The sequence below is a fragment of the Xanthomonas cannabis genome (assembly GCF_040616535.1).
Taxonomy (GTDB): domain Bacteria; phylum Pseudomonadota; class Gammaproteobacteria; order Xanthomonadales; family Xanthomonadaceae; genus Xanthomonas; species Xanthomonas cannabis.
Window position 1 is genome coordinate 3381775 of the sequence record NZ_CP136580.1, and the last position, 23372, is coordinate 3405146.

Consider the following 23372-nt stretch of genomic DNA (forward strand, 5'->3'; position numbering starts at 1 on the left):
AGATTTCGCCAGCAACGCAACCACTTGGTGCAAGCCAGATCTGGCATTAGCACGCGCCCGCCGTCCGTTCCCGACGATTCGTGGCATCCGGCTTGCCCGCAATTGGATTGAGTGAGGCGCGTCTCACTCGCCGCCAATGCGGCCGCGCGCACTGCGGCGGACTCAAGCAGCGCGGCAGTACAGCGTGTTGCAACGCTCTGCACGCGCGCGCGGAGATAATGCGCTGCCCTCCCGATAGCGATGCCCATGCCCTCTTCCGCCCCTGCCGTGCGTGCCTACGCCGAGGTCAAGCCGTTGCTGTGGCTGGTGTCGCTGGCGATCTTCATGCAGATGCTGGATGCGACCATCGTCAACACGGCGTTGCCGTCGATGGCGCATAGCCTGCGTGAAAGCCCGCTGCAGATGCAGTCGGTGGTGTTCAGCTATGCGCTGGCGGTAGCGATGTTCATCCCGGCCTCGGGCTGGATTGCCGACCGCTTCGGCACGCGGCGTACCTTTCTTGCCGCGATCATCGTGTTCACCTTGGGCTCGCTGCTATGCGCCGCTGCGCAACAGCTGCCGCAGTTGGTGGCCGCGCGCGTGGTGCAAGGCATCGGCGGGGCGATGTTGCTTCCGGTCGGGCGGTTGGCGGTACTCAAGACGGTGGCGCGCGAATACTTCCTGCGTGCAATGAGCTTTATCGCGATCCCCGCGCTGATCGGCCCGCTGATCGGCCCGACCTTGGGTGGCTGGCTGGTCGAAGTCGCCTCGTGGCATTGGGTGTTTCTGATCAACCTGCCGATCGGCATCATCGGTTTTATCGCTGCATTGAAGATCATGCCGGACCATTACGGCGATGCACGCCGGCGCTTCGATCTGGTCGGCTATCTGATGCTGGCGTTTGGCATGGTGGCGTTGTCGTTGGCGCTGGATGGCATCGCCGAACCGGGCATGCGCCATGCCTTCGTGATGTTGCTGGCGATCGGCGGGCTGGCCGCGCTTGCCGGTTACTGGTTGCATGCCGGTACGGCCTCCAATGCGTTGTTTCCGTTGGCGTTGTTCAAGGTGGCAAGCTACCGCATCGGCATTCTCGGCAACCTGTTCGCACGCATCGGCAGTGGCTCGATGCCGTTTCTGATCCCGTTGTTGCTGCAGGTCGGCATGGGGATGAGCCCGATGCGCGCCGGGCTGATGATGGTGCCGGTAGCGCTGGCCGGCATGGCCGCCAAACGCGCCGCGGTGAAACTGGTGGGGCGCTTTGGCTACCGCAACACGCTGATGGTCAACACCGTGCTGGTAGGCCTGGCGATGGCCAGCTTTGCACTGATCGAGGCCGGCCAGCCGCTGTGGCTGCGCCTGCTGCAACTGGCGTGCTTTGGCGGGGTCAACTCTTTGCAGTTTACCGTCATGAATACCGTGACCCTGCGCGACCTGGACCGCGAGCAGGCCAGCCCCGGCAACAGCTTGTTGTCGATGGTGATGATGCTGGCGACCGGATTCGGCGCCGCAGCAGCCGGCAGCCTGCTGGCCGCGTTCAACACGCATCTGGGCGATACGCATGGCGCCACCGCCGCGCTGCATGCCACCTTCCTGTGCGTGGGCGGCATCACCCTGACCTCTACGCTGATCTTCTGGCAGCTGGCCGAGACCCGGCCGCATCCCAAGGACGTGGAGGCAGTGGCGGAGTAGACACCGCCACCGTGGCTGGTGCAGGCAGCGGGACGCGGTGTGTTCGCAAGTCACTGCCCGACTGGCGCAAGGGTCACGGCCTTGCGCGAGGATGGCCGACGGCCTGTTCAACCCGGCGCAATCAACGCCGGCCTGCACCGATGCCGGCTCGCCCATCGCTCACCACCCATGGCCCATCACCCACCAACAGGACGCTGCCGCGCTGCATCACCGCCGTTGTCAACGATTGAGCGGCCAGCTAGATGTCGTCGCGCGTACGCACCCGCCGCAGCGCCTCGGCAATGGTGTCGGCGAGCAGGTCGCCAGTCAGCGGCTTGCGCAGGAAACTGTCGAAGCCGGCCTCCCTGGCCGCAGGTTCGGCCGCCTCGTCCGAGCGCGCGGTCACCGCAATCAGCGGCATCTCGTAACCGAACACGCGCAGTTGCTGCGCCAGGGCGAAGCCGTCCAATCCGGGCAGATCCAGATCCAGCAGCGCCAGGTCGAAGGCGTTGTCGGCGGCCTCGGTGAGCGCGGCCAGGCCATGCGGTGCGTGCACCACCGAATGCCCCTGCGAGCGCAGCAAGCCGACGATGACCTCGGCGATGGTCAGGTCGTCCTCCACCAGCAGGATGCGTTGTGGCGGGACCAGTGCACTGGCACGCGTCACCTCGCCGCTCAGTGTGGCATTGGAGGCCACCCAGCGCAGCGGCAGGTCGACCACGAAGCGGGTGCCCAGCCCAAGACGGCTGATCACCTCGATATGCCCGCCCATCGCCAGCGCCAGTTCCTGGCAGATCGCCAGGCCCAGGCCACTGCCGCCATAGCGCGAGGTGGTCTTGGCACCATCGCCCTGTTCGAAGCGCTGGAACAGACGCGCCTTCTGGTCGGCATTGATGCCGGGGCCGGTGTCGGCCACTTCGAAGCGCAAGCCTTGGTACGAGCCCAACGTGGTCAGCTTGAGCCCTACCACGCCGCGCTCGGTGAACTTGATCGCGTTGTTGAGCAGGTTGAGCAGGATCTGCCGGATGCGGGTGGGGTCGCCGCTGGCGGTGATGTCGCCCAGCAAACCAACTTCCAAGCTGAAACGCAGTCCGCGCTCCTGCGCCAGCGGTGCCATCAGGCCTTCGACCTCGGCAACCAGCTGGCGTACCGAGAACGGCTGCAAATCCAGCTCCAGCCGCCCGGATTCGATGCGTGCCAGATCCAGCGCGTCGTTGACCAGCCGCAGCAGGTGCGCGCCGGCACGGCGGATGGATTCGGTGTAGCTGCGTTGCTTGGTATCCAGCGTGGTCTTGAGCAGCAATTCGCTCATGCCCAGCACGCCGGTCATCGGCGTGCGCACTTCGTGGCCCAGTGTCGCGAGAAAACGCGTCTTGGCCAGCGACGCCTGCTCGGCCAGTTCCTGCTTGTGCACCGCCAATTGCCACGCGTTCAAGCGGCGCAGGCGACGGCGGTAGAGCAGCACCGATGCGATCACAATGCTGAGCGCGAGCAGGCCAAACAGGGTCATGCCCCAGGGCGACCACCACCACGCCGGCAACACCTGAAACCGCAGCTGCTGGCTTTCCGACCAGATGCCGTCGGCGGTACGCCCCTGCACTTCCAGCGTGTAGTGTCCGGCGGGCAGGCGCGAAAACAGCCGCTCGCCGCTGGAGCCGACATCGATCCAGTCCGGGTCGTAGCCGCTCAAGCGAAAGCGGTAGCTGGTGGACTCGGGATTGGTGAAGGTGGGCATGCGCGCGACGATGTGCAGGTCGCGGTCGCCGTCCTGCATCTGCAGCGGCGTGGTGCCGGTGACATCCAGGCTGCGTTCGCCACGCCGCAGGCCCACACGTTCGATCAGCAGCTGCGGCCGGCGTACGTTCGGCCGCATCGTGGACGGATCGAACACCACGACCCCATCGGAGGTGCCACCCAGTATCTGCCCGGTGCGGGCCTGCACCAGCGTGGCGATCTGCATGGGCGAGCTGGGCAAACCGTCGTGTACGTCGTACACGCGTACCAGCCTGCTGGCAGGGTCGACGCGAATCAGCCCACGGTGACTGGACACCCAGGCCACCCCACCGGCGTCGATCACCATGCCGGTCGGTGCCACCTTCGGAAACTCCTGCTCCCTTCCTGCGGTATCCAGGTGCTGGAGCTGGGCGCCATCCCATAGATACCGCCGCAATTCCCCGGCCAGCCCCACCCAGACGATGCCGCCATCTCCCAGGCGGAACACATACGTTGGCAGGGCAGCCGCGCCGGGCACCGCAACGAAGCGGTCCGCCTTCGGGTCCCAGCGCCACAGGCCAGCCTTGTTGCTCAGCCAGACCTGTCCATCGGGCCCGATCCGCATGTCCAGCACGGTCAGCGCCTTCAGCCCATGGGTTCCGTAGTCGATCGTCCTGAGCAGTTGCCCCGCGTCGCTCCACAGCTGGATGCCCTGCGTCATCAGCGCCACCCAGATGCGTCCCTGTGCATCTTCGGCCATCTTGCCCGGCCTGCCCGCATTGTCGGGGTCGACCGTGGGATCGATATCCTGCAGCAGCGGCCAACGCTTGACCTGCCGCGTGCGCGGGTCGTAGCGCACCAGGCTTTCCTGTACGCCGATCCAGACCATCCCCTGCCTGCTTTCGAAGACGGTATCGGGGACGCGCGTTGGATCGATCTTGGCCACATGCCGCGTCACCTTTCCGCTCAGCGGATCGAAGTACTCCAGCACGCCTCGCGTCCCCGCCATCCAGACACCGCCCGACGCCGAAGGCGCCATCGCAGCGATCGACGGATTGGAGAGCGACTGCGGATCATCCTCATGATGCGAGAACACCGCGAAGGTGTCCCACCGCGGCGGCAGATGCCACAGCCCGCCCTCGAGGCTGGCAAACCACAGCCCCCCTTCCCGGTCCTGATAGGAGGCGATCCAGTTCCGGTTGACCAGCCCGTGCGCCGAGGCACTGTAGATCGGCACTTTTTTGATGGGCGCGTCGCCACTGCTGATGCTCAGACCAGCATCGGTGTCCAACCAGTAACGCCCGCGCCTGTCGCGCAGCAAGACACCTCTTACCTGCGGCCCGGCAGCGATCTGCCACGGACGCGATGTGGCGTGCGTGGCGGTGTCCAGCCGAAACGTGTTGCCCAGCAGATCGGCGACCCATAGCACCCTTCCGCCCGATTCCAGGTAGATCCTGTTGACGGACTGGTCCGCGACCGGGAGCGGCACGCGCTGCATGCGTTCGCCGTCCCACCGCACAAGTCCGCCCCAGGTGCCGATCCATAGCGTGTCGGACGCAACCTCGAAATTCACGATGCTGTCGGACGGCAAGCTGTTGGGATCGGCACCAGTGGCGGCAAAATGCTGCATGCGCCCGTCCGCCCGATAGCGGTACACCCCCTGCTTGCCGGTCCCGATCCAGAGGTCGCCGTTCGGTGTCTGCGCCAATGCCCACACCATGGCATCGCGCAGTTCCGGAAACTGCGGATCTTCCAGCCGCTTGAAGGTGCGTGTGGTTGCTTCCAGGAAGCCGACGCCGCCATCCTCGAAGCCCATCCACACCCGGTCCCTGGCATCCACATGGACGGCCCAGACCACGTTGCTGGGCAGGCCATCTTCCATTCGCCAGATGCGGTAATTGCGGCCATCGAATCTGGCCAACCCGTCATCGCTGGCTAGCCACAGATAGCCTTGCTTGTCCTCGGCGAAGTCATTGACCGTGTCGGACGGCAGCCCGTCGGCAACCGTCAACTGCACGGGCGCCGGTGTAGCCGGCATGCGCGCCTGTGCCGGAAGCACAATCAGCCACAGGCACAAGCAAAGCGCAGCATGCAGCCGATAGGCGAAGCGGGATGAGAGGCGCACCGGAAGAGTTTCACGACAAGTCGGCGCATAGTGGGGGCCACGCGCGGTACGGGCAAGCCCGCGCATGCGCGTGTGCGACTCATCCCTCTGTTTTGCCGCGGCACGCACAGGGCTGACCGCTGCCCTTGGTCAGTGCTGCAACGCTCCGCAGCCAGGCGTGCAAGGCGACTGCTGCCTGAACAAGGCCGATGCCTGGCGAAATAATCGCCACCTCGCGTCGATGCTAAACCGTCGTGTCACTCACTCACCCCGCCGCAGGCTTCCCGCAGCGCTGTCGTGCGGGTGGACTAGCGGGCGCCATCGTAAGGCCGCGCCTTTCGCAACGCGTCTGCAATGGTGTCGGCCAGCATGTCACCGGTCAGCGGCTTGCGCAGGAAACTCTCGAACCCTGCCTCCCTGGCCGCAGGTTCGGCCGCCTCGTCCGAGCGTGCGGTCACCGCGATCAACGGCATCTGGTAACCGAACACGCGCAGTTGCCGCGCCAGTGCAAACCCGTCCAATCCGGGCAGATCCAGATCCAGCAGCGCCAGGTCGAAGGTGTTGTCCGCGGCCTCGGTGAGCGCGGCCAGGCTATGCGGTGCATGCACCACCGAATGCCCCTGCGAGCGCAGCAAACCAACGATGACCTCGGCAATCGTGGGGTCGTCTTCCACCAGCAGGATGCGCTGCGGGGCGACCGCAGCGCTGGCGCGCGGCACTTCGCCGCCCAGCGGTGCATTGGAGGCTACCCAGCGCAGTGGAAGGTCCACGACGAATCGCGTGCCAGACCCGAGCCGGCTGATCACTTCGATATGCCCGCCCATCGCCAGCGCCAGTTCCTGGCAGATCGCCAGGCCCAGGCCACTGCCGCCATAGCGCGAGGTGGTCTTGGCACCATCGCCTTGTTCGAAGCGCTGGAAAAGACGCGCCTTCTGGTCGGCATTGATGCCGGGGCCGGTGTCGGCCACTTCGAAGCGCAAGCCCTGGTACGAGCCCAATGTGGTCAGCTTGAGCCCTACCACGCCGCGCTCGGTGAACTTGATCGCGTTGTTGAGCAGGTTGAGCAGGATCTGCCGGATGCGGGTCGGGTCGCCGCTGGCAGTGATGTCGCCCAGCAAACCCACTTCCAGGCTGAAACGCAGCCCGCGCTCCTGCGCCAGCGGTGCCATCAGGCCTTCGACCTCGGCAACCAGCTGGCGTACCGAGAACGGCTGCAAATCCAGCTCCAGCCGCCCCGATTCGATGCGTGCCAGATCCAGCGCGTCGTTGACCAACCGCAGCAGGTGCGCGCCGGCACGGCGGATGGATTCGGTGTAGCTGCGTTGCTTGGTGTCCAGCGTGGTCTTGAGCAGCAATTCGCTCATGCCCAGCACGCCGGTCATCGGCGTGCGCACTTCGTGGCCCAGTGTGGCCAGAAAACGCGTCTTGGCCAGCGATGCCTGCTCGGCCAGTTCCTGCTTGTGCACTGCCAATTGCCACGCGTTCAAGCGGCGCAGGCGACGGCGGTAGAGCAACACTGCGGCGGCGATGATGCAGAGCAGCAGCAACCCCAGCGCTGTCAGACCCCAGGGTGACAGCCACCACGGCGGCATGACGCGGAAGCGCAGCGTCTGACTTTCCGACCAGATGCCATCGGCGGTGCGTCCCTGCACTTCCAGCGTGTAGTCCCCGGCGGGCAGGCGTGAGAACAGGCGCTCACCGCTGGGACCGACGTCGATCCAGTCCGGGTCGTAGCCGCTGAGGCGGAAGCGGTAGCTATTGGATTCAGCATTAGTAAAAGTGGGCATACGCGCGACAATGTGCAAGTCACGGTCACCGTCCTGCATCTGCAGCGGCGCGATGCCGGTGACATCCAGGCCACGTTCGCCACGACGCAGCCCAACGCGCTCAATCAATAATGGAGAGCGGCGTGAGTTGGGGCGCATCTTAGCCGGATCAAACAAGACAATGCCGTCAGGTGTTGCGCCAAGGATCTGCCCCGCAGCGGCCTGGACCAGCGTATTTTCCTGAAACTGCTGATTGGGGAGCCCGTCATGTGCTCCGTAAACCCGCACCATTTTGCTGGCTGGGTCTACCCTAATCAACCCGCGTGCACTCGACACCCAAGCGACACCCGCTGCATCCACGACCAGTCCATTGGGAGCGACCAACGGAAACTCCTGGGAGCTACCGATAGTGTCAAGAAATTTTAGTTTCACGCCGTCCCACAGGTAACGACGCAACTCTCCCATGAGCCCGATCCAAACAACGCCCGTATCGGCAAAACGGAACGCATAATTTGTCACAGATGGCGCACCTTCAACCGGAACGAAGCTATCCTCCAGTGGATTCCAGCGCCTCAAACCGTTTGTGCTAGCGAGCCACATTTGCCCGTCTGGCCCAGGCCTCAGATCATAAATGTTCGAAGTATCCAGTCCATTGCTTCCATGAGCTATCTCCCGAGTAATCCGACCTTCTTTATCTCTAATCTGCAATCCTGCATTAGTCCTGTAAATCCACAAGCGATCATGTCCATCTAGCGCCATTCGCTCGGGTGTGTCGTAGGACTCAGTAGAAGCGTTCGCAGAAAGTGGCCATCGCTTAGTCTTCGCCGTTCGAGGGTCATAGCGAACTATGGAATTAGGAAGACCTATCCAGACATAGCCGCTTCCGCTTTCTATTAGACACGTAGGCCAGCGCAATCCATAAATCGGCTGTAAATGACGTTCTAGCGACCCGGTGACGGGATCCAGACGCTCTAGTGCACTACGTGTACCAGTTACCCATATTCCACCAGACGCAGAGAGGGCCGCAGCCCTGACAGATGGATTAGCCATCGATTGCGGATCACCTGCGTGATAAGACAACACTGCAAAAGTGTTCCAATTGGGCGGCAAGTGCCATAAACCACCGTTGAGGCTTGCAAACCACAAGCCACCTTCACGATCCTCATAGGCGCTAGCCCAGCTTGGCTTGACCATTCCATGAGCTGAAAGGCTGTAAATGGGTACATTGACGACCTCTATACCGTCAGACATCCCTAGCCCCGACATGGTATCAAGCCAGTAGCGTCCCGCACGGTCAAGTAATAGCACTCCGACTACGCGCTTTTCACCATCATTTCTTAGCCAGGGCTGCGCTACAAATTTACCTTGCGAATTCAACCGGTACAGTTGGTTGTTGCCATCAGTGACCCAAAGAACTCCACTTGAATCAAGCCGCATGCCGTTTGAAGACTGCATATCACCTGGCAGACGTACTCGTTCGAAGTTTTTTCCTGTCCAGCGCGCAACACCCGAGCTACCTCCAATCCATAATGAGCCATCGGGAGTCACACGCAAAGCGCTGATGTTGTTTCCTGGCAAACTATTTTGGTCACCTGCTGCGTACGTAAATCGTTGCACGCTCCCATCAGGTCGACGCCGATATAGCCCGTCTCGGGATGTGCCGAACCAAAGGTCGCGGTCGCGCGTCTGTGCAATTGCCCACACCGTGCTTCGCGAGAGCTCGGGGAACTGTGGGGCCCTCAATGGCTTGAAGGCGCGCTGCTTCGCATCGAGAACGCCCACACCAGCATTATCGAATCCAACCCAGACCGCATCGTCGGCGTCGACACTCACTGCCCAGACAAAGTTGTGATTCAACCCGTTTTCCATTCGCCAGATGCGGTAGCTCCGCCCGTCGAACCTAGCTAGACCATCTGTACTGGCCAGCCATAAATAGCCTGCCTTGTCCTCCGCAAAATCAGTCACCGTATTGGAGGGCAGCCCATCAGCAACTGTTAACTGGACAGGTACAGGCGCTGTTGGCACATTCGCGTACGCAAGCGTAGACGACAGCGCAACGAGCAGGCACAAGCAGAACAGGACGAAGACCCACCGGTAATCAGGAATGAAGCGTAGGTGCGACATGAAATTTTCACCACTAGTTGCTGCATAGTGCGGTCGGTGCCTTGCTTGGGCAAGCCCGGGCGCTTTCATACTCGTTTTTCTAGTTCCATGTCGCTCTTCTTCGCAGCATGTCGCTCTTCTTCGCAGCATGTCGCTCTTCCTCGCAGAAGGCGCGCGTGCCGCAGCCCGCGCCGCTGCAATCGCAGCCGTCAACATGTCGGCAGTGACCGGCTTGCGCAGGAAGCCGTCGAAGCCGGCGCTGTGCGCCTGTCGTTCCGCATGGCCGTCGGCGCGCGCGGTCACTGCCAGCAGCGGGAAGGCGTGGCCGAGTCGACGCAACTGAGCGGCCAGCGCCACGCCATCCAGGCCGGGCAGATCCAGGTCCAGCAGCGCGATGTCGAAGTCGCCGTCGACCGCCTCCGACAGCGCTGCCAGACCATGGGCAGCGTGCACCACGCGATGGCCGCGCCCGCGCAGCAGGCCGCAGATCACCTCCGCTACGGTCGGGTCGTCCTCCACCAGCAGGATGCGCAGCGGCTCGCCGGATCTAACTGGCGACATGCGGGTCGTGTTGCCAGACCTGCAAGCCGATGCCGTCATAGCGCGCCAGGCCATCGCTGGTGGCGGCCCACACATAGCCTTGCCGGTCCTGCGTCAGCGCCAGCACCATGCGCGACGGCAGCCCCTCGGCCGGACCGAACCGGCGCATGCGTGGCGTCTCGATCTGGGTCACCGCCGCCGCGTCCATGCCGATCAACAGCACCATCGCAGCAAGCACGAACAGCACTCCCTTCTTCATCGTCATCCCTGTCCCGGCCATTCGCACGGTTGCGCGCACTCCCGCGCCGGACTGCACTGTACCTGCTCTGCCGCCTCTGGCGGTCTAACCGCGAGTGTCGCCGCCCTGCGCATCCTCGGCGTCGGCGAGCGCGCGCGCCAATGCAGTAGCCAGCAACTCGCCGGTCACCGGCTTGCGCAGGAAGCCATTGCACCCGGCCGCCATCGCCTGCGGCTCCGCATCGGCATCGGCGCGCGCGGTGACGGCCACGATCGGAAAGCGCACTCCGCGCGCGCGCAACTGCGCCACCAGCGCCGCGCCATCGATGCCGGGCAGGTCCAGGTCGCACAGGCCGGCGTCGAAGCTGCGCGTGCTCACCTCGGCCAACGCGGCCAGACCGTGCAGCACATGGGTCACCTGGTGCCCGCGCGTCTGCAGCAGGCCGATCATCACCTGCGCCACGGTCGGGTCGTCTTCGACCAGCAGCAGGTGCAACGGTGCCTGCTCGCTGGCCGGCACCGCACGTGCCGACGCCGCTGCCGCTGCCGCCACCGGCAATGCGGCCACCCAACGCAGCGGCAGCTCCACCACGAAACACGCGCCCTGCCCCAGTTCGCTGCTGACGCTCACCGCACCGCCCATGGCCGCCGCCAACTCACGGCAGATCGCCAAGCCCAACCCGCTGCCGCCATGCCGGGCCAGGGTCAATGCGCCTTCGGCCTGCTCGAATCGCTGGAACAGCCGCCCGCGCTGCTCGGCGCTCATGCCGGGGCCGGTGTCGCGCACCTCGACCCGAATCCCCTGGCCAGGACTGTGCGGCACCGCCAGCACGCGCAGGCGCACGCTGCCACGCTCGGTGAATTTGACCGCGTTGAACAACAGGTTGAGCAGGATCTGCTGCACCCGGCTGGCATCGCCGTGCAGGGCCGGCGGCAGCGCGTCGTCCAGGTCGCACTCGAACGCCAGCTGCTTCTGCTCGGCACTGGGGCGCACCAGCTCCACCACCTGCCGGATCAACTGCCGCAGATCGAAATCGCGGTAATCCAGCGGCAGCTTGCCGGCCTCGATGCGGGCCAGGTCCAGGGCATCGTTGACCAATCGCAGCAAATGCTTGCCAGCGGACTGGATCGCCCCGGCATAGCCCTGCTGGCGCGCGTCCAGCGGCGTCTGCAAAAGCAGCTCGCTCATCCCCAGCACCCCGGTCATCGGGGTGCGGACCTCGTGGCCCAAGGTAGCCAGGAACCGCGTCTTGGCCAGCGAGGCCTGCTCGGCCAGCTCGCGCTTGTGCTGCGCCAGCTGCCATTGCGCGCGCATGCGCACGCGATGCCGATAGGCCGCGGCCAGCAGCGCACCGAGCAACAAACCCAGCATGCAGATCAACGCAACGCCCACCTCGCTGCGCCACCAGGGGGGCAGCACCGTAAACCGCAGCGATTGCACCTGCGAGCGGTTGCCCAGGGGGTCCAGCCCCTGCAGCATGAGCTGATAGTTCCCGGCGGGCAGGCTGGCGAACTCGCGAATCCCCGCGTTGCCCGAGGTCTGCCAGTCGGTATCGAAGCCTTTCAGAAAGCTGCGATAGCGGTTGGACAGCGGGTCCCTGTACGACAACAGGCGCATCACCACTTGCAACTGGCGGTCGCCAGGGCCCAATTGAAACGGGCGATCCATCGACAATGCGATACGTGCACCGTTTCGTAACACGCTGACGTGCTCCAACTGCAGTGCGGGAACGACCGGTGCGACATCCGGCATCGCCGTGTCCAAAAGAACGGTGGAGCCATCGGCGGTCGCGCCAATCAAGGTGTCGCCCGACATCAGCAGGCAATGCTGGATGAACTCCTGGCTGGTCAATCCATCGCGCGTACCGATGTTGCGCACACGCGCCGGCGTCACCGAAGGGTCGATTCGCCACAACCCTCGCAAACTGGAAACCCAGACCCGACCGCTCGGGTCGATTTGCATCGCCGAGGCGTCGAAGCCGGTCAGTCCTTCGGCTCCGCCGATATGGCGCACGCGCGTCCAGCGCGCGCCCCTTTTCTGCCACTGTTCCGCACCGGAGGCGCGATATACCCACACGCTGCTCGGCGATTGGGTCGCAAACGCCTGGATCGGTGTTCCCTGCAGACCCGCCACGGGCACAAAACGCGTCGAGGCCTCGTCCCAGGCGAACATGCCGCCCTCGCCAGCCGCCCACACGCGCCCGTCGGGTCCCTGCTGCAGTTGCTGCACGGCAACGTCGGTCAGGCCATGCGGATCCTGGGCGGTAATGCGCTGCAAGATCCGTCCGCTGCGCAGATCGCGTTGCTGCAGCATGTCGATGTAGGTCATCCACACGGTGTCACCTTGTTCGGTGATCCACTCGGCCGCAGACAGGCCCGATGCCGGATCGGGACCATCCGACGGCCAGTGCTTGAACTCTCCGGTAACCAGGTCCATTCGTGACAGACCGAAGGTCAGGTTGCCCAGCCACACGCGCTGCAGCCGATCCTCCAGGGCCGACACCAGCTCCATGCCTTTGAGATGCGGCGACTGCAGACCGGTCTGATACTTGTCGCCCGTCCTGGGGTCCGCGCGCAGCAGGCGCCCATCCGCATCGACTTGCCAGAGGCCCCCAGAGCGTGTCGCGGGCGCGAGATTGCAATAAATGGCATCGCCATTGGGCGAGGCCGGCGTGAGCACCGCGCTTCGCTTCCAATCTGCAGGAAGATACCCAAGGCCGGCACCGTGTATCGGAACCCACAGCCCACCGTCGGCAGCGCCGAACAGGCCGATGACGTTACGACGAGACAAGGACCCTTCGCCACTCAGGACAGGCACAGGTGGGCGGTTGCCGCGCGTGCGCCACAAACCCCGTCCGCTTCCCAGCCAGAACTCGCCGTCTGGCGCGGCAACGGCCCCCCAGAACTCGTTGCCGCTGCCGAACATCGTTCCCCAGGACAGTGGCAGCCACTGGTCATCGGGCCCCCTGATGTGCAGCCCTGATTCGCTTCCCAGCACCAAATGATTCCCGGTCCACTGCAAGCCGAAAATGGTGGCCTGCCGATTGGACTCGCCCGGCACGTATTCGCGATGCAAGGTCTTCCCGTCGTAGTACGCCAGACCGCCGCTCGTCCCAATCCACAAGCGATGCTGCGCATCCACTGCCAGGTTCATCACCATGGCCTGATCGAGGCTGCCCTCCACGCTGCCGAGGTCCACCGAGGACATCGCCCCGCTTGCCGCGATGCGAACCAGCGCACCGGTAGTGGTCCCCGCCCACAGATCGCCATCGAAGGACGCGATGCTGTAGATCTCCCCCCCTTTCAAGAGGGGATAGGTCGCGGCAGGATAGTGCTTAAAACGGCTGCGATCCGCGTTCATGACACTGAGCGTCTTGCCGCATCCGACCCAGATCCTGTCGTGCGCATCGATGTGCAGCGCCTGGACCGCGTTGCAGGGCAGCGACCCGGAATCGGCCGGGTCGTGACGCCAGGTTCTGAATCCTGCGCCGTCGTAGCGCACCAGGCCGTCCAGGGTCGCCAACCAGAGATAGCCGGCACGATCCTGGGCGATGGCCACCATCATGGTCGAGGGGAGTCCCTCGCTTGGACCGACGATGCGGAAACGCGGCACTTCCGGGATCTTGGCCGAGCACGGCAAGACACCCAGCAGCAAGACCAGCACCAGCAACACACCACGCATGCAGGAATCCCTTCCTCGTCCAGCCGGCATGCTCGCAATGGATCGTTGCAAGCGCAAGCCGCGCGCGTGCCGCCGGGATGTGTCTAGAATCCGCCCATGACGCCTCTTGCCCGCCTGCTGCTCCTTCCCGCCCTGGCATTGACCAGCCTGGCCGCTACCGCCGCGCCGGTGCGTTATGCACTGGACCCGGTGCACACCCGGGTGCTGTTCGCGGTCGAACATGCCGGGTTTTCCAAGGCGTTGGGCACCGTGTCCGGTAGCAGCGGCACGCTGGTGTTCGACCCCGAAGACTGGGCGTCGGCGCGGCTGGACGTTAGCGTGCCGCTGCAGCGCGCCGACCTGGGCGATGCCAAATGGAACCAGGCCACCCTGGCACGCAACCTACTCGATGCCGAGCGGTTCCCCGACGCGCATTTCGTCTCCACGCACGTGGAAACCAGCGGCGAGAACCGTGCCAGGGTCACCGGCAACCTGACCTTGCGCGGCGTCACCCGCCCCGTGACCCTGGACGTCACCCTCAATGCGCTCAAACGCCACCCGCTGCCACCGTTCCGCCGCACCGCCGGGTTCTCGGCCACGGCCACGCTGAGCCGTGCCGCGTTCGGCGTGGATGCGTGGAAATCGATGATCGGCGACACGGTCGAACTGCGCATCGAAGCCGAAGCCGTCCGCGAAGGACGCGCCGACGATGACGCGGCCCCACCGCCAGCCACCTCCCCAGCACCGCCCGCCAGCCAGGAATCCGGCACATGACCCTGAAGAACATCGAACGCTGGGGCGGCATCAGCCAGGCCCTGCACTGGTTGATCGCAGGTCTGATCCTGGTCCTGGGCATCGTTGGCCTGACCATGGGCGAGCTGCCCAAGACACCGAAGTATTTCTGGGTCTACACCGCGCACAAGTCGCTCGGGCTGACCGTGCTGGCACTGGTGATCGTACGGCTGGGCTGGCGGCTCCATGCGGGGGCGCCGCCACCGGTGGCAGGCACGCCGCGCTGGCAGGAGCGCATCGCCGGGCTGACCCACTGGCTGCTGTACGCCATGATCTTCGCCCTGCCGCTGTCCGGCTGGCTATACGACTCCAGCAGCGGCCTGCGTCCGTTCCGGTGGTTCGGCCTGTTCCCGGTGCCCAAGCTCAGCGCGCCGGACGAGCAACTGCGCGCCACCTCCCACGCCATCCACGAGTGGGGCTTCTGGCTGCTGATTGCCGTGGTACTGGCGCACGCCGGCGCTGCGCTGTACCACCATCTGTTCCAGCGCGATGCCACCCTGGTGCGGATGCTGCCGCGCGGTTGGCTCTCCCCCAAATCCTGAGGAATTCCCATGACGTCCAAGCTGTTCGCCTCTCCCTTGCTGGTCGCCGCGTCGCTGGTCGCCACCTTCGCCAGCGTGCCGGTGCTGGCGGCCGACTATGTCCAGGCCCCTGGCTCGACCCTGGTATTCGCCAGCAAGTACGACGGGGAAGTGTTTACCGGCAAATTTCCCGGCTTCGACACCACGCTGAGTTTCGATCCGGCGAATCTTGCCGGTGCCAAGCTCGATGTGCGCATTCCGCTGGCCGGCGCGATCAGCGGCAACAACGACCGCGACTCGACCCTGCAGGGGCCGGATTTCTTCAATGTCGCCAAGTTCGCCACCGCACGCTATCGCGCCGACAAGCTCCGTGCCCTGGGCGGCAACCAGTACGCCGCCGACGGCACCCTGGAACTGCGTGGCGTCAGCAAGCCGGTCACGCTCACCTTCACCTGGACCCCCGGCGCGCAGCCGGTGCTGGCCGGCAAGGCGGTGGTCAAGCGGCTGGACTTCGGCGTGGGCGGCGGCGACTGGGCCGACACCAAGACCATCCCCAACGAGACCGCGATCAGCACCAAGGTCGTGTTGAAGGTGAAGTAACGCCGCAGGCCGCAACCGGACGCGGCCATTGAGCGGCGGGCCACTCGTCGGGTCCGCCGCTTTTTTCTGCCCGTGCGTCGGATGACACCGCAAGACAGCTAGACTCGGCCACCACTTCAGGACGCCGACGATGCGCACCCACGGAACCTTGACCCGCTGGAATACCGACCGTGGGTTTGGCTTCATCACGCCCGCCCACGCCGGGGATGACGTGTTCGTGCATGTCTCCGCATTCCCACGCAGCCCGGAGCCGCCGCGGGTGGGCGAGTTGATCTCGTTCGAAACGGAACCGGGTCCCGACGGCCGCCGACGCGCAGTGCGCATCATGCGCGCCGCTGGGCATGGCGCCGGACCCGTCCGCTCCACGCCACGCGCGGTCTCGCCCACCAATCCCGCACAAGGGCTGAGCCTGGGCAAGGTGCTGCTGCTCATGCTGCTGGTCGGTGGTGGCGCAGTGGCCTACCAGCAGCGCGATCGGCTGGCCCACCTGGTTGCACCAACAGCGGTCCCCGACCAGACACCCGCGCCGTCACGCACGCCAGCGACCGCCGCTGCGGCATCGCCGCAGTTCAGCTGCGCAGGGCGCACGCATTGCTCGCAGATGACCTCCTGCGCCGATGCCAGGTACGTATTGCAGCACTGCCCCGACACCCGGATGGATGGTGACGGCGACGGCGTGCCTTGCGAAGACCAGTGGTGCCGCTGACGCGAGCGGACCTGGCCGGCCTCGCCGGCACCCAGCTTCGCCGTCGCCCCTTGCGCTGCCACCTGCAGATCGTTGCGGCGCCGGATCGGCTTGCTCAGCTGCCGGCGCCCTGCAGCCACGCACGTAGCGTGGGTACATCGAACGGCCACGCCAGCTCGCGTCCGCGGGCATCGCGCAGCACCGGCACCCGCGCACCGTAAGCGGACTCCAGCGCCACATCATCGTCGATGAACACGCTGCCGAACTCGCCCGCGCGCGCCTGCGCCAGCACTTCCACTGCCTTGTCGCATAGATGGCAATCGTCGCGCTGGTACAGGGTCAGAGCCACCGGACAGGTCTCATGTTGCGCTGCAGCCGTGCCGCAATCGTCGAGCGACTAGAATAGCCGGCTTTACGCTCACCTCTCCGGCACGCATGGCTGTCAGCACGTTCGACCTGTTCAAGATCGGTATCGGTCCGAGTTCCTCCCACACCGTGGGGCCGATGCGTGCCGCCGAGCGCTTCGTGCACCGGTGGTTGCTCGATGCCGGGCGCCTGCAGGACGTGGTGCGCATCCGTGCCGAAGTGTTCGGCTCGCTGGCCCTGACCGGCCGCGGCCATGGCACCGACAAGGCGGTGCTGCTCGGGCTGGAAGGCCATCGCCCGAACCTGATCGATCCGGACATCATCCCCGCCACGCTGGAGCGCATCCGCACCAGCAAGCGCATCACCCTGATGGGCCAGCACGCGATTGGCTTCGACGAAAAGCGCGACCTGCCGATGAACAAGCGGCAGAAGCTTCCGTACCACACCAACGGCATGCGCTTTACCGCCTACGACGCCAATGAGGCGGTGATCGCCACGCGCGATTACTACTCGGTGGGTGGCGGTTTTGTGGTCAATCAGGACGACGCTGCCGACGACCGCATCGTGGCCGACGAGACGCCGCTGCCCTACCCATTCCTCAGTGGCGACGAATTGCTCGCGCAATGCGCACGCAGCGGCCTGAGCATCGCCGCGCTGATGTTCGAGAACGAAAAAAGCTGGCGCAGCGAGGACGAGATTCGTGCAGGCCTGCGCGAGCTATGGAGTGCAATGCAGTCCTGCGTGGCGCGCGGCATCCGCGAGGAAGGCACGCTACCGGGCGGCCTGAACGTCTCGCGCCGCGCACCAGCGCTATACCGCGAACTCTCGTCCAAACCCGAAGCGGCCATGCGCGACCCGTTGACCACGCTGGACTGGGTCAACCTGTACGCGCTCGCGGTCAACGAAGAAAACGCGGCCGGCGGGCGCGTGGTCACCGCGCCCACCAACGGCGCGGCCGGCATCATTCCATCCGTACTGCATTACTTCGACCGGTTCTGCGCCGGCGCCTCCGAGCAACGCATTTTCGATTTCCTGCTCACCGCCGCGGCCATCGGCATCCTCTACAAGGAAAACGCCTCGATTTCCGGCGCCGAAGTCGGCTGCCAGGGCGAAGTGGGCGTGGCCTGCTCGATGGCCGCCGGTGGCCTGGTTGCCGCACTCGGCGGCAACCCAGGACAGATCGAAAATGCCGCCGAAATTGGCATGGAGCACAACCTCGGCCTGACCTGCGACCCGATCGGCGGGCTGGTGCAGATCCCGTGCATCGAGCGCAACGCAATGGGCGCGGTGAAGGCCATCAACGCCAGCCGCATGGCCATGCGCGGCGACGGCAAGCACAAGGTATCGCTGGACAAGGTCATCAAGACCATGCGCGACACCGGCCGCGACATGCAGGACAAGTACAAGGAAACCAGCCGCGGCGGCCTGGCGGTAAACGTCATCGAATGTTGAGTCATTCGTGAGCGAGAGTGGCACCGAGTGAGCGCTTGGAGTGTCGAAACAATCCGCCACACAGATGCGCGCCGATCTCCAGGCAAAAGGTTTGCCAGGCGCGCGTTGATGTAAGGCCCCTGTCTCGCAAGCAGGAGAGGGGCGCACAGCTCGAATCACGAAAACACCTGACGTGAACAGCTGCACTGCCCTTCTTCCGCAGTCGGCAGAGGGCGCAGAGTACTAACGAGGCAGCACCTCGCGCGAACCGGTGCACTCCCCTCCTCCCGCAGTCAACAGAGGGCGCAGAGCGCCAACGTGGCAGCACCTCGCGCGAACCGATGCACTCCCCTTCTCCCGCGCAGTCAGCACAGGGCGCAAAGCGCCAACGAGGACTGGACCTCGCGCGAACCGATGCACTCCCCTTCTCCCGCACGCGGGAGAAGGTGCGCGAAGCGCGGATGAGGGCAACAGGCATCGGCGCCTGCGCTGGTCACCCACGCCATCGCCAGCAACGCGCCGGCAGCGCCCGCCAGACGTTACCCGGCTGTACGTCCCCACCACATCTCCGACTGTACCGTCACAGGCTGGATTCGGATGGAGATCACGATGCAAAAGCGCGCTTGCACCCTCACGCTCGCCCTGGCCTGCAGTCCGCTGATGGCGCAGGAAGCCAGTTATGGCCCGCGCCTGGAAGGCTTCGACTACCCGCACCCGGTCAAGACCTACGCATTCACCTCGCAACAGCAGCCGCTGGAAATGGCCTACCTGGATGTTGCGCCAACCGGCACACCCAATGGCCGCACCGCGGTGCTGCTGCATGGCAAGAACTTCTGCGCCGCCACCTGGGAAACCACCATCGCGGCCCTGAGCAAGGCCGGCTACCGCGTGATCGCACCGGACCAGATCGGTTTCTGCAAATCCAGCAAACCGGCGGCCTATCAGTTTTCGTTTGCGCAACTGGCCGACAACACGCATGCGCTGTTGACCAAGCTCGGCATCGAACGTGCGGTGGTGGTTGGCCATTCGATGGGCGGCATGCTGGCGATTCGCTACGCGCTGATGTACCCGCAAGCCACCGAACATCTGGCACTGGTCGACCCCATCGGGCTGGAAGACTGGAAAGCCGAAGGCATCCCCTGGCGCAGCGTCGACGCCTGGTACGACAACGAACTGAAAACCAGCTTCGAGCGGATCAAGAAGTACCAGATGGACGTGTACTACGCCGGCCAATGGAAGCCGGAATTCGAGCGCTGGGCGCGCATGCAGGCCGGCATGTCGCTGGGCAGCGGCAGGCAGGCGGTCGCCTGGAATCAGGCACTGACCTACGACATGGTGTTCAACCAACCGGTGGTCTACGAACTGCCAAAACTGGCGGTGCCGACCACGCTGTTCATCGGCCTCAAGGACCGTACCGCCATCGGCAAGGACACCGCACCGCCGCAGGTCAAGGCGCGCGTCGGCGATTACACCACGCTGGGCAAGCGCGCGGCGGCCGCAATTCCGAATGCGACACTGGTCGAGTTCGCCGACCTGGGGCATTCGCCGCAGGTGCAGGACCCAACACGCTTCAATGCCGCGTTACTCAAGGCGGTGACGCGGTAAGCAGCACCGGCGGCAACACCACTGGCATGACCAACGCATCCCTGAAAGCAACAGCTCGCGTACCGGCGAGCTGCTGCTGGAGACGCTTGCAATCGCGGCGTGCAACCAGGTTATCCGCGCAGTCGATGACGCCATCGACCGCATGCGCATCGACGACGTCCCCCACGGAGAGCCTGCGCCGCCCCGCTCTCTCAACCAGCTACCCGGCCACGATCCGCAACACGTCATCCAGCAACGCAGCCGCCGTTACCTCGGCACCCGCGCCCGGCCCCTGGATCAGCAATGGCTGCGCGCGATAGCGATCGCTGCTGATGGCGACACGATTGTCGGTGCCGGCACCACCCGCCAGCGGGTGATCCAGCGCCAGCTCGCGCAGGCCCACGCTTGCACCATGCGCGTCCACCCGGCCGACAAAGCGCAGGCAGCGCCCTGCGGCGCGCGCCTGCTGCCAGCGCGCACCAAGCCCGGCATCCAGCGCCTCCAGGTGCGCATGCAGTTCGCCCAACGGCACGTTGGCGAGGCCGGCAGGCACCAGCGATTCCACATGCACCTGCTCGGCCTCCAGCTGCCAGCCGGCCGCGCGTGCCAGGATCAACAGCTTGCGTCGCACGTCTTCGCCAGACAGGTCGATGCGCGGATCCGGCTCGGTATAGCCGGCTGCCACCGCTTCACGCACGCAGCCGGAAAACGCACCACTGCCGTCGTACCGGTGAAACAGCCATGCCAACGATCCCGACAACACACCTTCGATCGAATGGATATGGTCGCCGCCCGCCACCAGCGCACGCACGCTGCTCAACACCGGCAGGCCGGCGCCCACGGTGGCGCTGTCGCCGTAATGCGCGCCGGTGGCATGGCGCGCGGCCTGCAGCGCCTGCGCCCGCGCCAATGCCGTGCCCTGGCCCAACTTGTTGGCGGTGACCACGTGGACGCCGCGGCCCAGCCATTCCACATGCCAGTCGGCCACCACGTCGCTGGCGGTCGCGTCCACCAGCACATCGCCGGCGCGCAGCGCCACCGTTTCTGCCCAGGGTTGCAACACCGCCTGCCCGCGCGGGGCGGCATTGGCCTGCTGCAGCGCCTGCTCCGCACTTACGCCACAGTCGTGGGCAATGCGCGAATTGGCCAGCCAGTCGAAGCGCGGCAACCGGAGCTGGCGTTGCTGCAACGCGGTGTAGCGCGTCACGAAGGCACGGCCCACGGTGCCGGTACCCAACAGGGCCAGGCGTGGGGTCGGGGTCACCGATGCGGCCGATGCACGACGCGACTCGGGCAGCACGCTGCTCACGCGTCGACCTGTTTGCGGGTGTCGGTGGTCAGGGTGGCCTCGGCGCGCGCCAGACCGGCGCGCAGATCGATCAGCAGGTCTTCGGCCGATTCGATGCCGATCGACAACCGCAGCAACCCATCGGAAATTCCGGCCGCAGCGCGCGCTTCGGCGGTCATCGCCGCGTGCGTCATCGAGGCCGGATGCGCGATCAGGCTTTCCACCCCGCCCAGCGACTCGGCCAGGGTGAAATAGCGCAATCCATCGACAAACGCGCGCACCGCCGCTTCGCCGCCGTTCAATTCGAAACTCATCATCGCGCCAAAGCCCTTCTGCTGGCGCGCGGCCAGCGCATGGCCCGGATGCGCCGCCAGTCCCGGGAAATACACCTGGTTGACCACCGCGTGCCCATCCAGCAATGCAGCGATCGCGTCGGCGTTTTCCTGGTGCACGCGCAGTCGCGCGTCCAGTGTGCGCAGGCCGCGCAAGGTGAGAAAGGCATCGAACGGCGAGCCGGTCAGGCCCAGCGCGTTGGCCCACCACACCAGCTGCTGATGCAGCTCGGCATCGCGTGCCACCACCGCGCCACCCACCACGTCGCTATGGCCATTGATGTACTTGGTGGTGGAATGCAGCACCAGGTCGGCACCAAATTCCAGCGGCTTCTGCAGCGCCGGCGACAGGAAGGTGTTGTCCACAACGGTCAACGCACCGACCTTCTTCGCCGCTTCGATGACAAAGCGCAAATCGGTGATGCGCAGCAGCGGATTGGACGGGGTTTCGATCAGCACCAGCTTGGGCGACTGCGCCAACGCATCGGCCAGCGAACGCGGATCGGTGAGGTCGGCGGTGATCAGCGCGAAGTGGCCTTTCTTGGCCAGCGCATTGAACAGGCGCCAGCTGCCGCCATAGGCATCGTGCGGCACCACCAGCGTGTCGCCGGGCTGCAGCACCGCGTTGAGCACCAGGTTGATCGCGCCCATGCCGGTGGAGGTGATCACCCCGCCCGCGCCGCCTTCCAGTTCGGCCAGCGCTTCGCCAAGCAGGTCGCGGGTGGGATTGCCGCTGCGGGTGTAGTCGTACTGGCGCTTGTTGCCGAACCCGTCGAAGGAAAAGTTCGACGACAGCACGATCGGTGGGGTCACCGCACCGTAGGCGGTATCGCGGTCGATGCCTGCGCGCACGGCGGCGGTAGCGGCGGTACAAGGGGCGGCTGCAGGGTCACGAAAGCTCATGCGGTTTCTCCGGTGCTGCGAAGGGCAGTAGTGAGGATCGCGTCGATGCGATCGATTTCTTTCAGGAAGGCGTCATGCCCATACGGCGAACGCAACACGCGCAGGCTGCCGCGCGGGCCCAGGCCTTCGACCAGGCTGACCAGGTCGGCCAGCGGCACCAGACGGTCGCCTTCCACCGCTACCACGACGGTGGGCACGCGCACCTGCGCCGGCTCGATGCGGTGCAGGTCGATCGATTCGGACAAGCGCAGGTAAGCGGTGACAGGCGTGCGCGCCACGTACTGTGCGCCGGCGGCATCCAGATAATCTTCGGCCGCCACACGCACACGGCCATTGATCACTTCCGGTGGCGCGTCGAAGCGTTCGCTGAATTCTTCCGGCGTGCGGTAGCTGAGCATGGCGAACTGCCGTGCCAGCGCCAGCCCGTGATGCTCCGCGCATTGCAGCTGGCCCAGCGCCACCGCGCGACGCTGCAATGCGCGCCAGGCCGCCGCATATGGATGCGCACGATGCGCACCGCTCACTGCAATCAAGGTGCCCACGCGGCCGGAATGACGGGTGGCAAATTGCAGGCCGACCAGCGCACCGTACGAATACCCGACAAAGCCGTGCAGACGCGCGATACCCAGCGCATCCAGCAACGCGGCAATCGCGTCGGCCTGGTCGGCGGTATCGATCGGCGCATCCAGCGTGCCATCGGCGCCAAGAAAATCGAACGCCAGCAACCGGCGCCGCGCCGGGTCCAGTGCACGGCCCGTGCCCACCAGGCCTTCCACCCAGCCCTTTTCGGCAAAGACCTCGCTGGCGGCCAGATGCCGGTGTGCCGAGATGCCGCCGGCCACGAACACCACCGGCGCAGTGGCAGCACCGATCAGCTCGTAGCGCAGGCGCACCTCGCGCATGCCGGCATGACGCATCGGCAAGGACACGGCGATGTCGCCGCGCACAGCGAGCGGGCCGTCGATCTCGGCGGCATGGGTGTCTGGAGAATCAATGGTGGTTGGCGATGCTGTGGTCACGAGGCTCATGGCGATGTCCGGGGTGGATCGGCCATCGAGCTTCGCGGGAGCTCGCGTTCGACGTGCGGAAGGCACGAGTC

Annotated in this window: 14 protein-coding genes and 1 pseudogene; 7 read left to right on the top strand and 8 right to left on the bottom strand. The window is 65.4% G+C overall.

Annotation, left to right across the window (positions count from 1 at the left end; translation table 11 throughout):
- The first annotated feature begins 246 nt into the window (after positions 1-246).
- On the top strand, positions 247-1668 hold the full coding sequence (mdtD, locus tag RZV17_RS14480) for a multidrug transporter subunit MdtD (RefSeq protein WP_355604437.1): 1422 nt from the start codon (positions 247-249) through the stop codon (positions 1666-1668).
- Positions 1669-1906: 238 nt separating this feature from the next.
- Here the strand turns inward: mdtD and RZV17_RS14485 are convergent, their stop codons facing one another.
- From RZV17_RS14485 to RZV17_RS14500, 4 genes and pseudogenes are all read right to left on the bottom strand, one after another.
- Complete coding sequence (locus RZV17_RS14485) at positions 1907-5398, bottom strand: ATP-binding protein (RefSeq protein WP_355604440.1); 3492 nt, start codon at positions 5396-5398, stop codon at positions 1907-1909.
- Positions 5399-5772: 374 nt separating this feature from the next.
- Positions 5773-9879: pseudogene (locus RZV17_RS14490) on the bottom strand (response regulator); the annotation flags it as partial.
- A gap of 1 nt (position 9880) precedes the next feature.
- On the bottom strand, positions 9881-10132 hold the full coding sequence (locus RZV17_RS14495) for a two-component regulator propeller domain-containing protein (protein ID WP_355604443.1): 252 nt from the start codon (positions 10130-10132) through the stop codon (positions 9881-9883).
- 84 nt (positions 10133-10216) lie between these two features.
- Positions 10217-13792, bottom strand: coding sequence for an ATP-binding protein (locus RZV17_RS14500; RefSeq protein WP_355604446.1), 3576 nt, complete (start codon positions 13790-13792; stop codon positions 10217-10219).
- Between the two features lie 96 nt (positions 13793-13888).
- Between RZV17_RS14500 and RZV17_RS14505 the strand changes: the two genes are divergently transcribed.
- The 4 genes from RZV17_RS14505 (at position 13889) to RZV17_RS14520 (ending at position 16390) form a co-directional block, all read left to right on the top strand.
- Positions 13889-14545, top strand: coding sequence for a YceI family protein (locus RZV17_RS14505; protein WP_179454374.1), 657 nt, complete (start codon positions 13889-13891; stop codon positions 14543-14545).
- Positions 14542-15105 carry a cytochrome b gene (locus RZV17_RS14510; protein ID WP_179454375.1) on the top strand — a complete coding sequence of 188 codons (564 nt, stop codon included), beginning with the start codon at positions 14542-14544 and terminating at the stop codon, positions 15103-15105. Before RZV17_RS14505 ends, RZV17_RS14510 begins: the two co-directional genes overlap by 4 nt.
- A 9-nt stretch (positions 15106-15114) precedes the next feature.
- A complete protein-coding gene (locus RZV17_RS14515) occupies positions 15115-15684 on the top strand; it encodes a YceI family protein (protein WP_355604451.1) in 570 nt (189 codons plus the stop codon).
- 130 nt (positions 15685-15814) lie between these two features.
- On the top strand, positions 15815-16390 hold the full coding sequence (locus tag RZV17_RS14520; protein ID WP_355604454.1) for an excalibur calcium-binding domain-containing protein: 576 nt from the start codon (positions 15815-15817) through the stop codon (positions 16388-16390).
- Positions 16391-16484: 94 nt separating this feature from the next.
- Here RZV17_RS14520 and RZV17_RS14525 read toward each other — a convergent pair whose 3' ends face one another.
- The gene (locus RZV17_RS14525) at positions 16485-16718 is read right to left on the bottom strand and encodes a glutaredoxin family protein (protein ID WP_355604457.1); all 234 of its coding nucleotides are present in this window, start codon (positions 16716-16718) and stop codon (positions 16485-16487) included.
- An 86-nt stretch (positions 16719-16804) separates the two neighbouring features.
- Here RZV17_RS14525 and RZV17_RS14530 point away from each other — a divergent pair, with 86 nt between their 5' ends.
- A complete protein-coding gene (locus tag RZV17_RS14530) occupies positions 16805-18187 on the top strand; it encodes an L-serine ammonia-lyase (RefSeq protein ID WP_047697415.1) in 1383 nt (460 codons plus the stop codon).
- Between the two features lie 576 nt (positions 18188-18763).
- Complete coding sequence (locus RZV17_RS14535; protein WP_355604460.1) at positions 18764-19771, top strand: alpha/beta hydrolase; 1008 nt, start codon at positions 18764-18766, stop codon at positions 19769-19771.
- Between the two features lie 199 nt (positions 19772-19970).
- Here the strand turns inward: RZV17_RS14535 and RZV17_RS14540 are convergent, their stop codons facing one another.
- From RZV17_RS14540 to RZV17_RS14550, 3 genes are read right to left on the bottom strand one after another with little or no spacing between them, the layout of a single operon-like run.
- A complete protein-coding gene (locus tag RZV17_RS14540) occupies positions 19971-21059 on the bottom strand; it encodes a homoserine dehydrogenase (protein ID WP_355604463.1) in 1089 nt (362 codons plus the stop codon).
- Positions 21056-22273: an O-succinylhomoserine (thiol)-lyase gene (locus tag RZV17_RS14545; protein WP_047697407.1), complete on the bottom strand. Its 1218-nt coding sequence runs from the start codon at positions 22271-22273 to the stop codon at positions 21056-21058. Before RZV17_RS14545 ends, RZV17_RS14540 begins: the two co-directional genes overlap by 4 nt.
- Entirely contained in the window at positions 22270-23301 is a 1032-nt protein-coding gene (locus RZV17_RS14550) for a homoserine O-succinyltransferase (RefSeq protein WP_355604466.1), read from the bottom strand. Before RZV17_RS14550 ends, RZV17_RS14545 begins: the two co-directional genes overlap by 4 nt.
- Positions 23302-23372 lie beyond the last annotated feature (71 nt).

Excerpts from the sequence above, each read along its gene's own strand:
- mdtD (WP_355604437.1), top strand. The coding sequence starts at position 247 with ATGCCCTCTTCCGCCCCTGCCGTGCGTGCCTACGCCGAGGTCAAGCCG.
- RZV17_RS14485 (WP_355604440.1), bottom strand. The coding sequence starts at position 5,398 with ATGCCGGCTACACCGGCGCCCGTGCAGTTGACGGTTGCCGACGGGCTG.
- RZV17_RS14495 (WP_355604443.1), bottom strand. The coding sequence starts at position 10,132 with ATGAAGAAGGGAGTGCTGTTCGTGCTTGCTGCGATGGTGCTGTTGATC.
- RZV17_RS14500 (WP_355604446.1), bottom strand. The coding sequence starts at position 13,792 with ATGCGTGGTGTGTTGCTGGTGCTGGTCTTGCTGCTGGGTGTCTTGCCG.
- RZV17_RS14505 (WP_179454374.1), top strand. The coding sequence starts at position 13,889 with ATGACGCCTCTTGCCCGCCTGCTGCTCCTTCCCGCCCTGGCATTGACC.
- RZV17_RS14510 (WP_179454375.1), top strand. The coding sequence starts at position 14,542 with ATGACCCTGAAGAACATCGAACGCTGGGGCGGCATCAGCCAGGCCCTG.
- RZV17_RS14515 (WP_355604451.1), top strand. The coding sequence starts at position 15,115 with ATGACGTCCAAGCTGTTCGCCTCTCCCTTGCTGGTCGCCGCGTCGCTG.
- RZV17_RS14520 (WP_355604454.1), top strand. The coding sequence starts at position 15,815 with ATGCGCACCCACGGAACCTTGACCCGCTGGAATACCGACCGTGGGTTT.
- RZV17_RS14530 (WP_047697415.1), top strand. The coding sequence starts at position 16,805 with ATGGCTGTCAGCACGTTCGACCTGTTCAAGATCGGTATCGGTCCGAGT.
- RZV17_RS14535 (WP_355604460.1), top strand. The coding sequence starts at position 18,764 with ATGGAGATCACGATGCAAAAGCGCGCTTGCACCCTCACGCTCGCCCTG.
- RZV17_RS14545 (WP_047697407.1), bottom strand. The coding sequence starts at position 22,273 with ATGAGCTTTCGTGACCCTGCAGCCGCCCCTTGTACCGCCGCTACCGCC.
- RZV17_RS14550 (WP_355604466.1), bottom strand. The coding sequence starts at position 23,301 with ATGAGCCTCGTGACCACAGCATCGCCAACCACCATTGATTCTCCAGAC.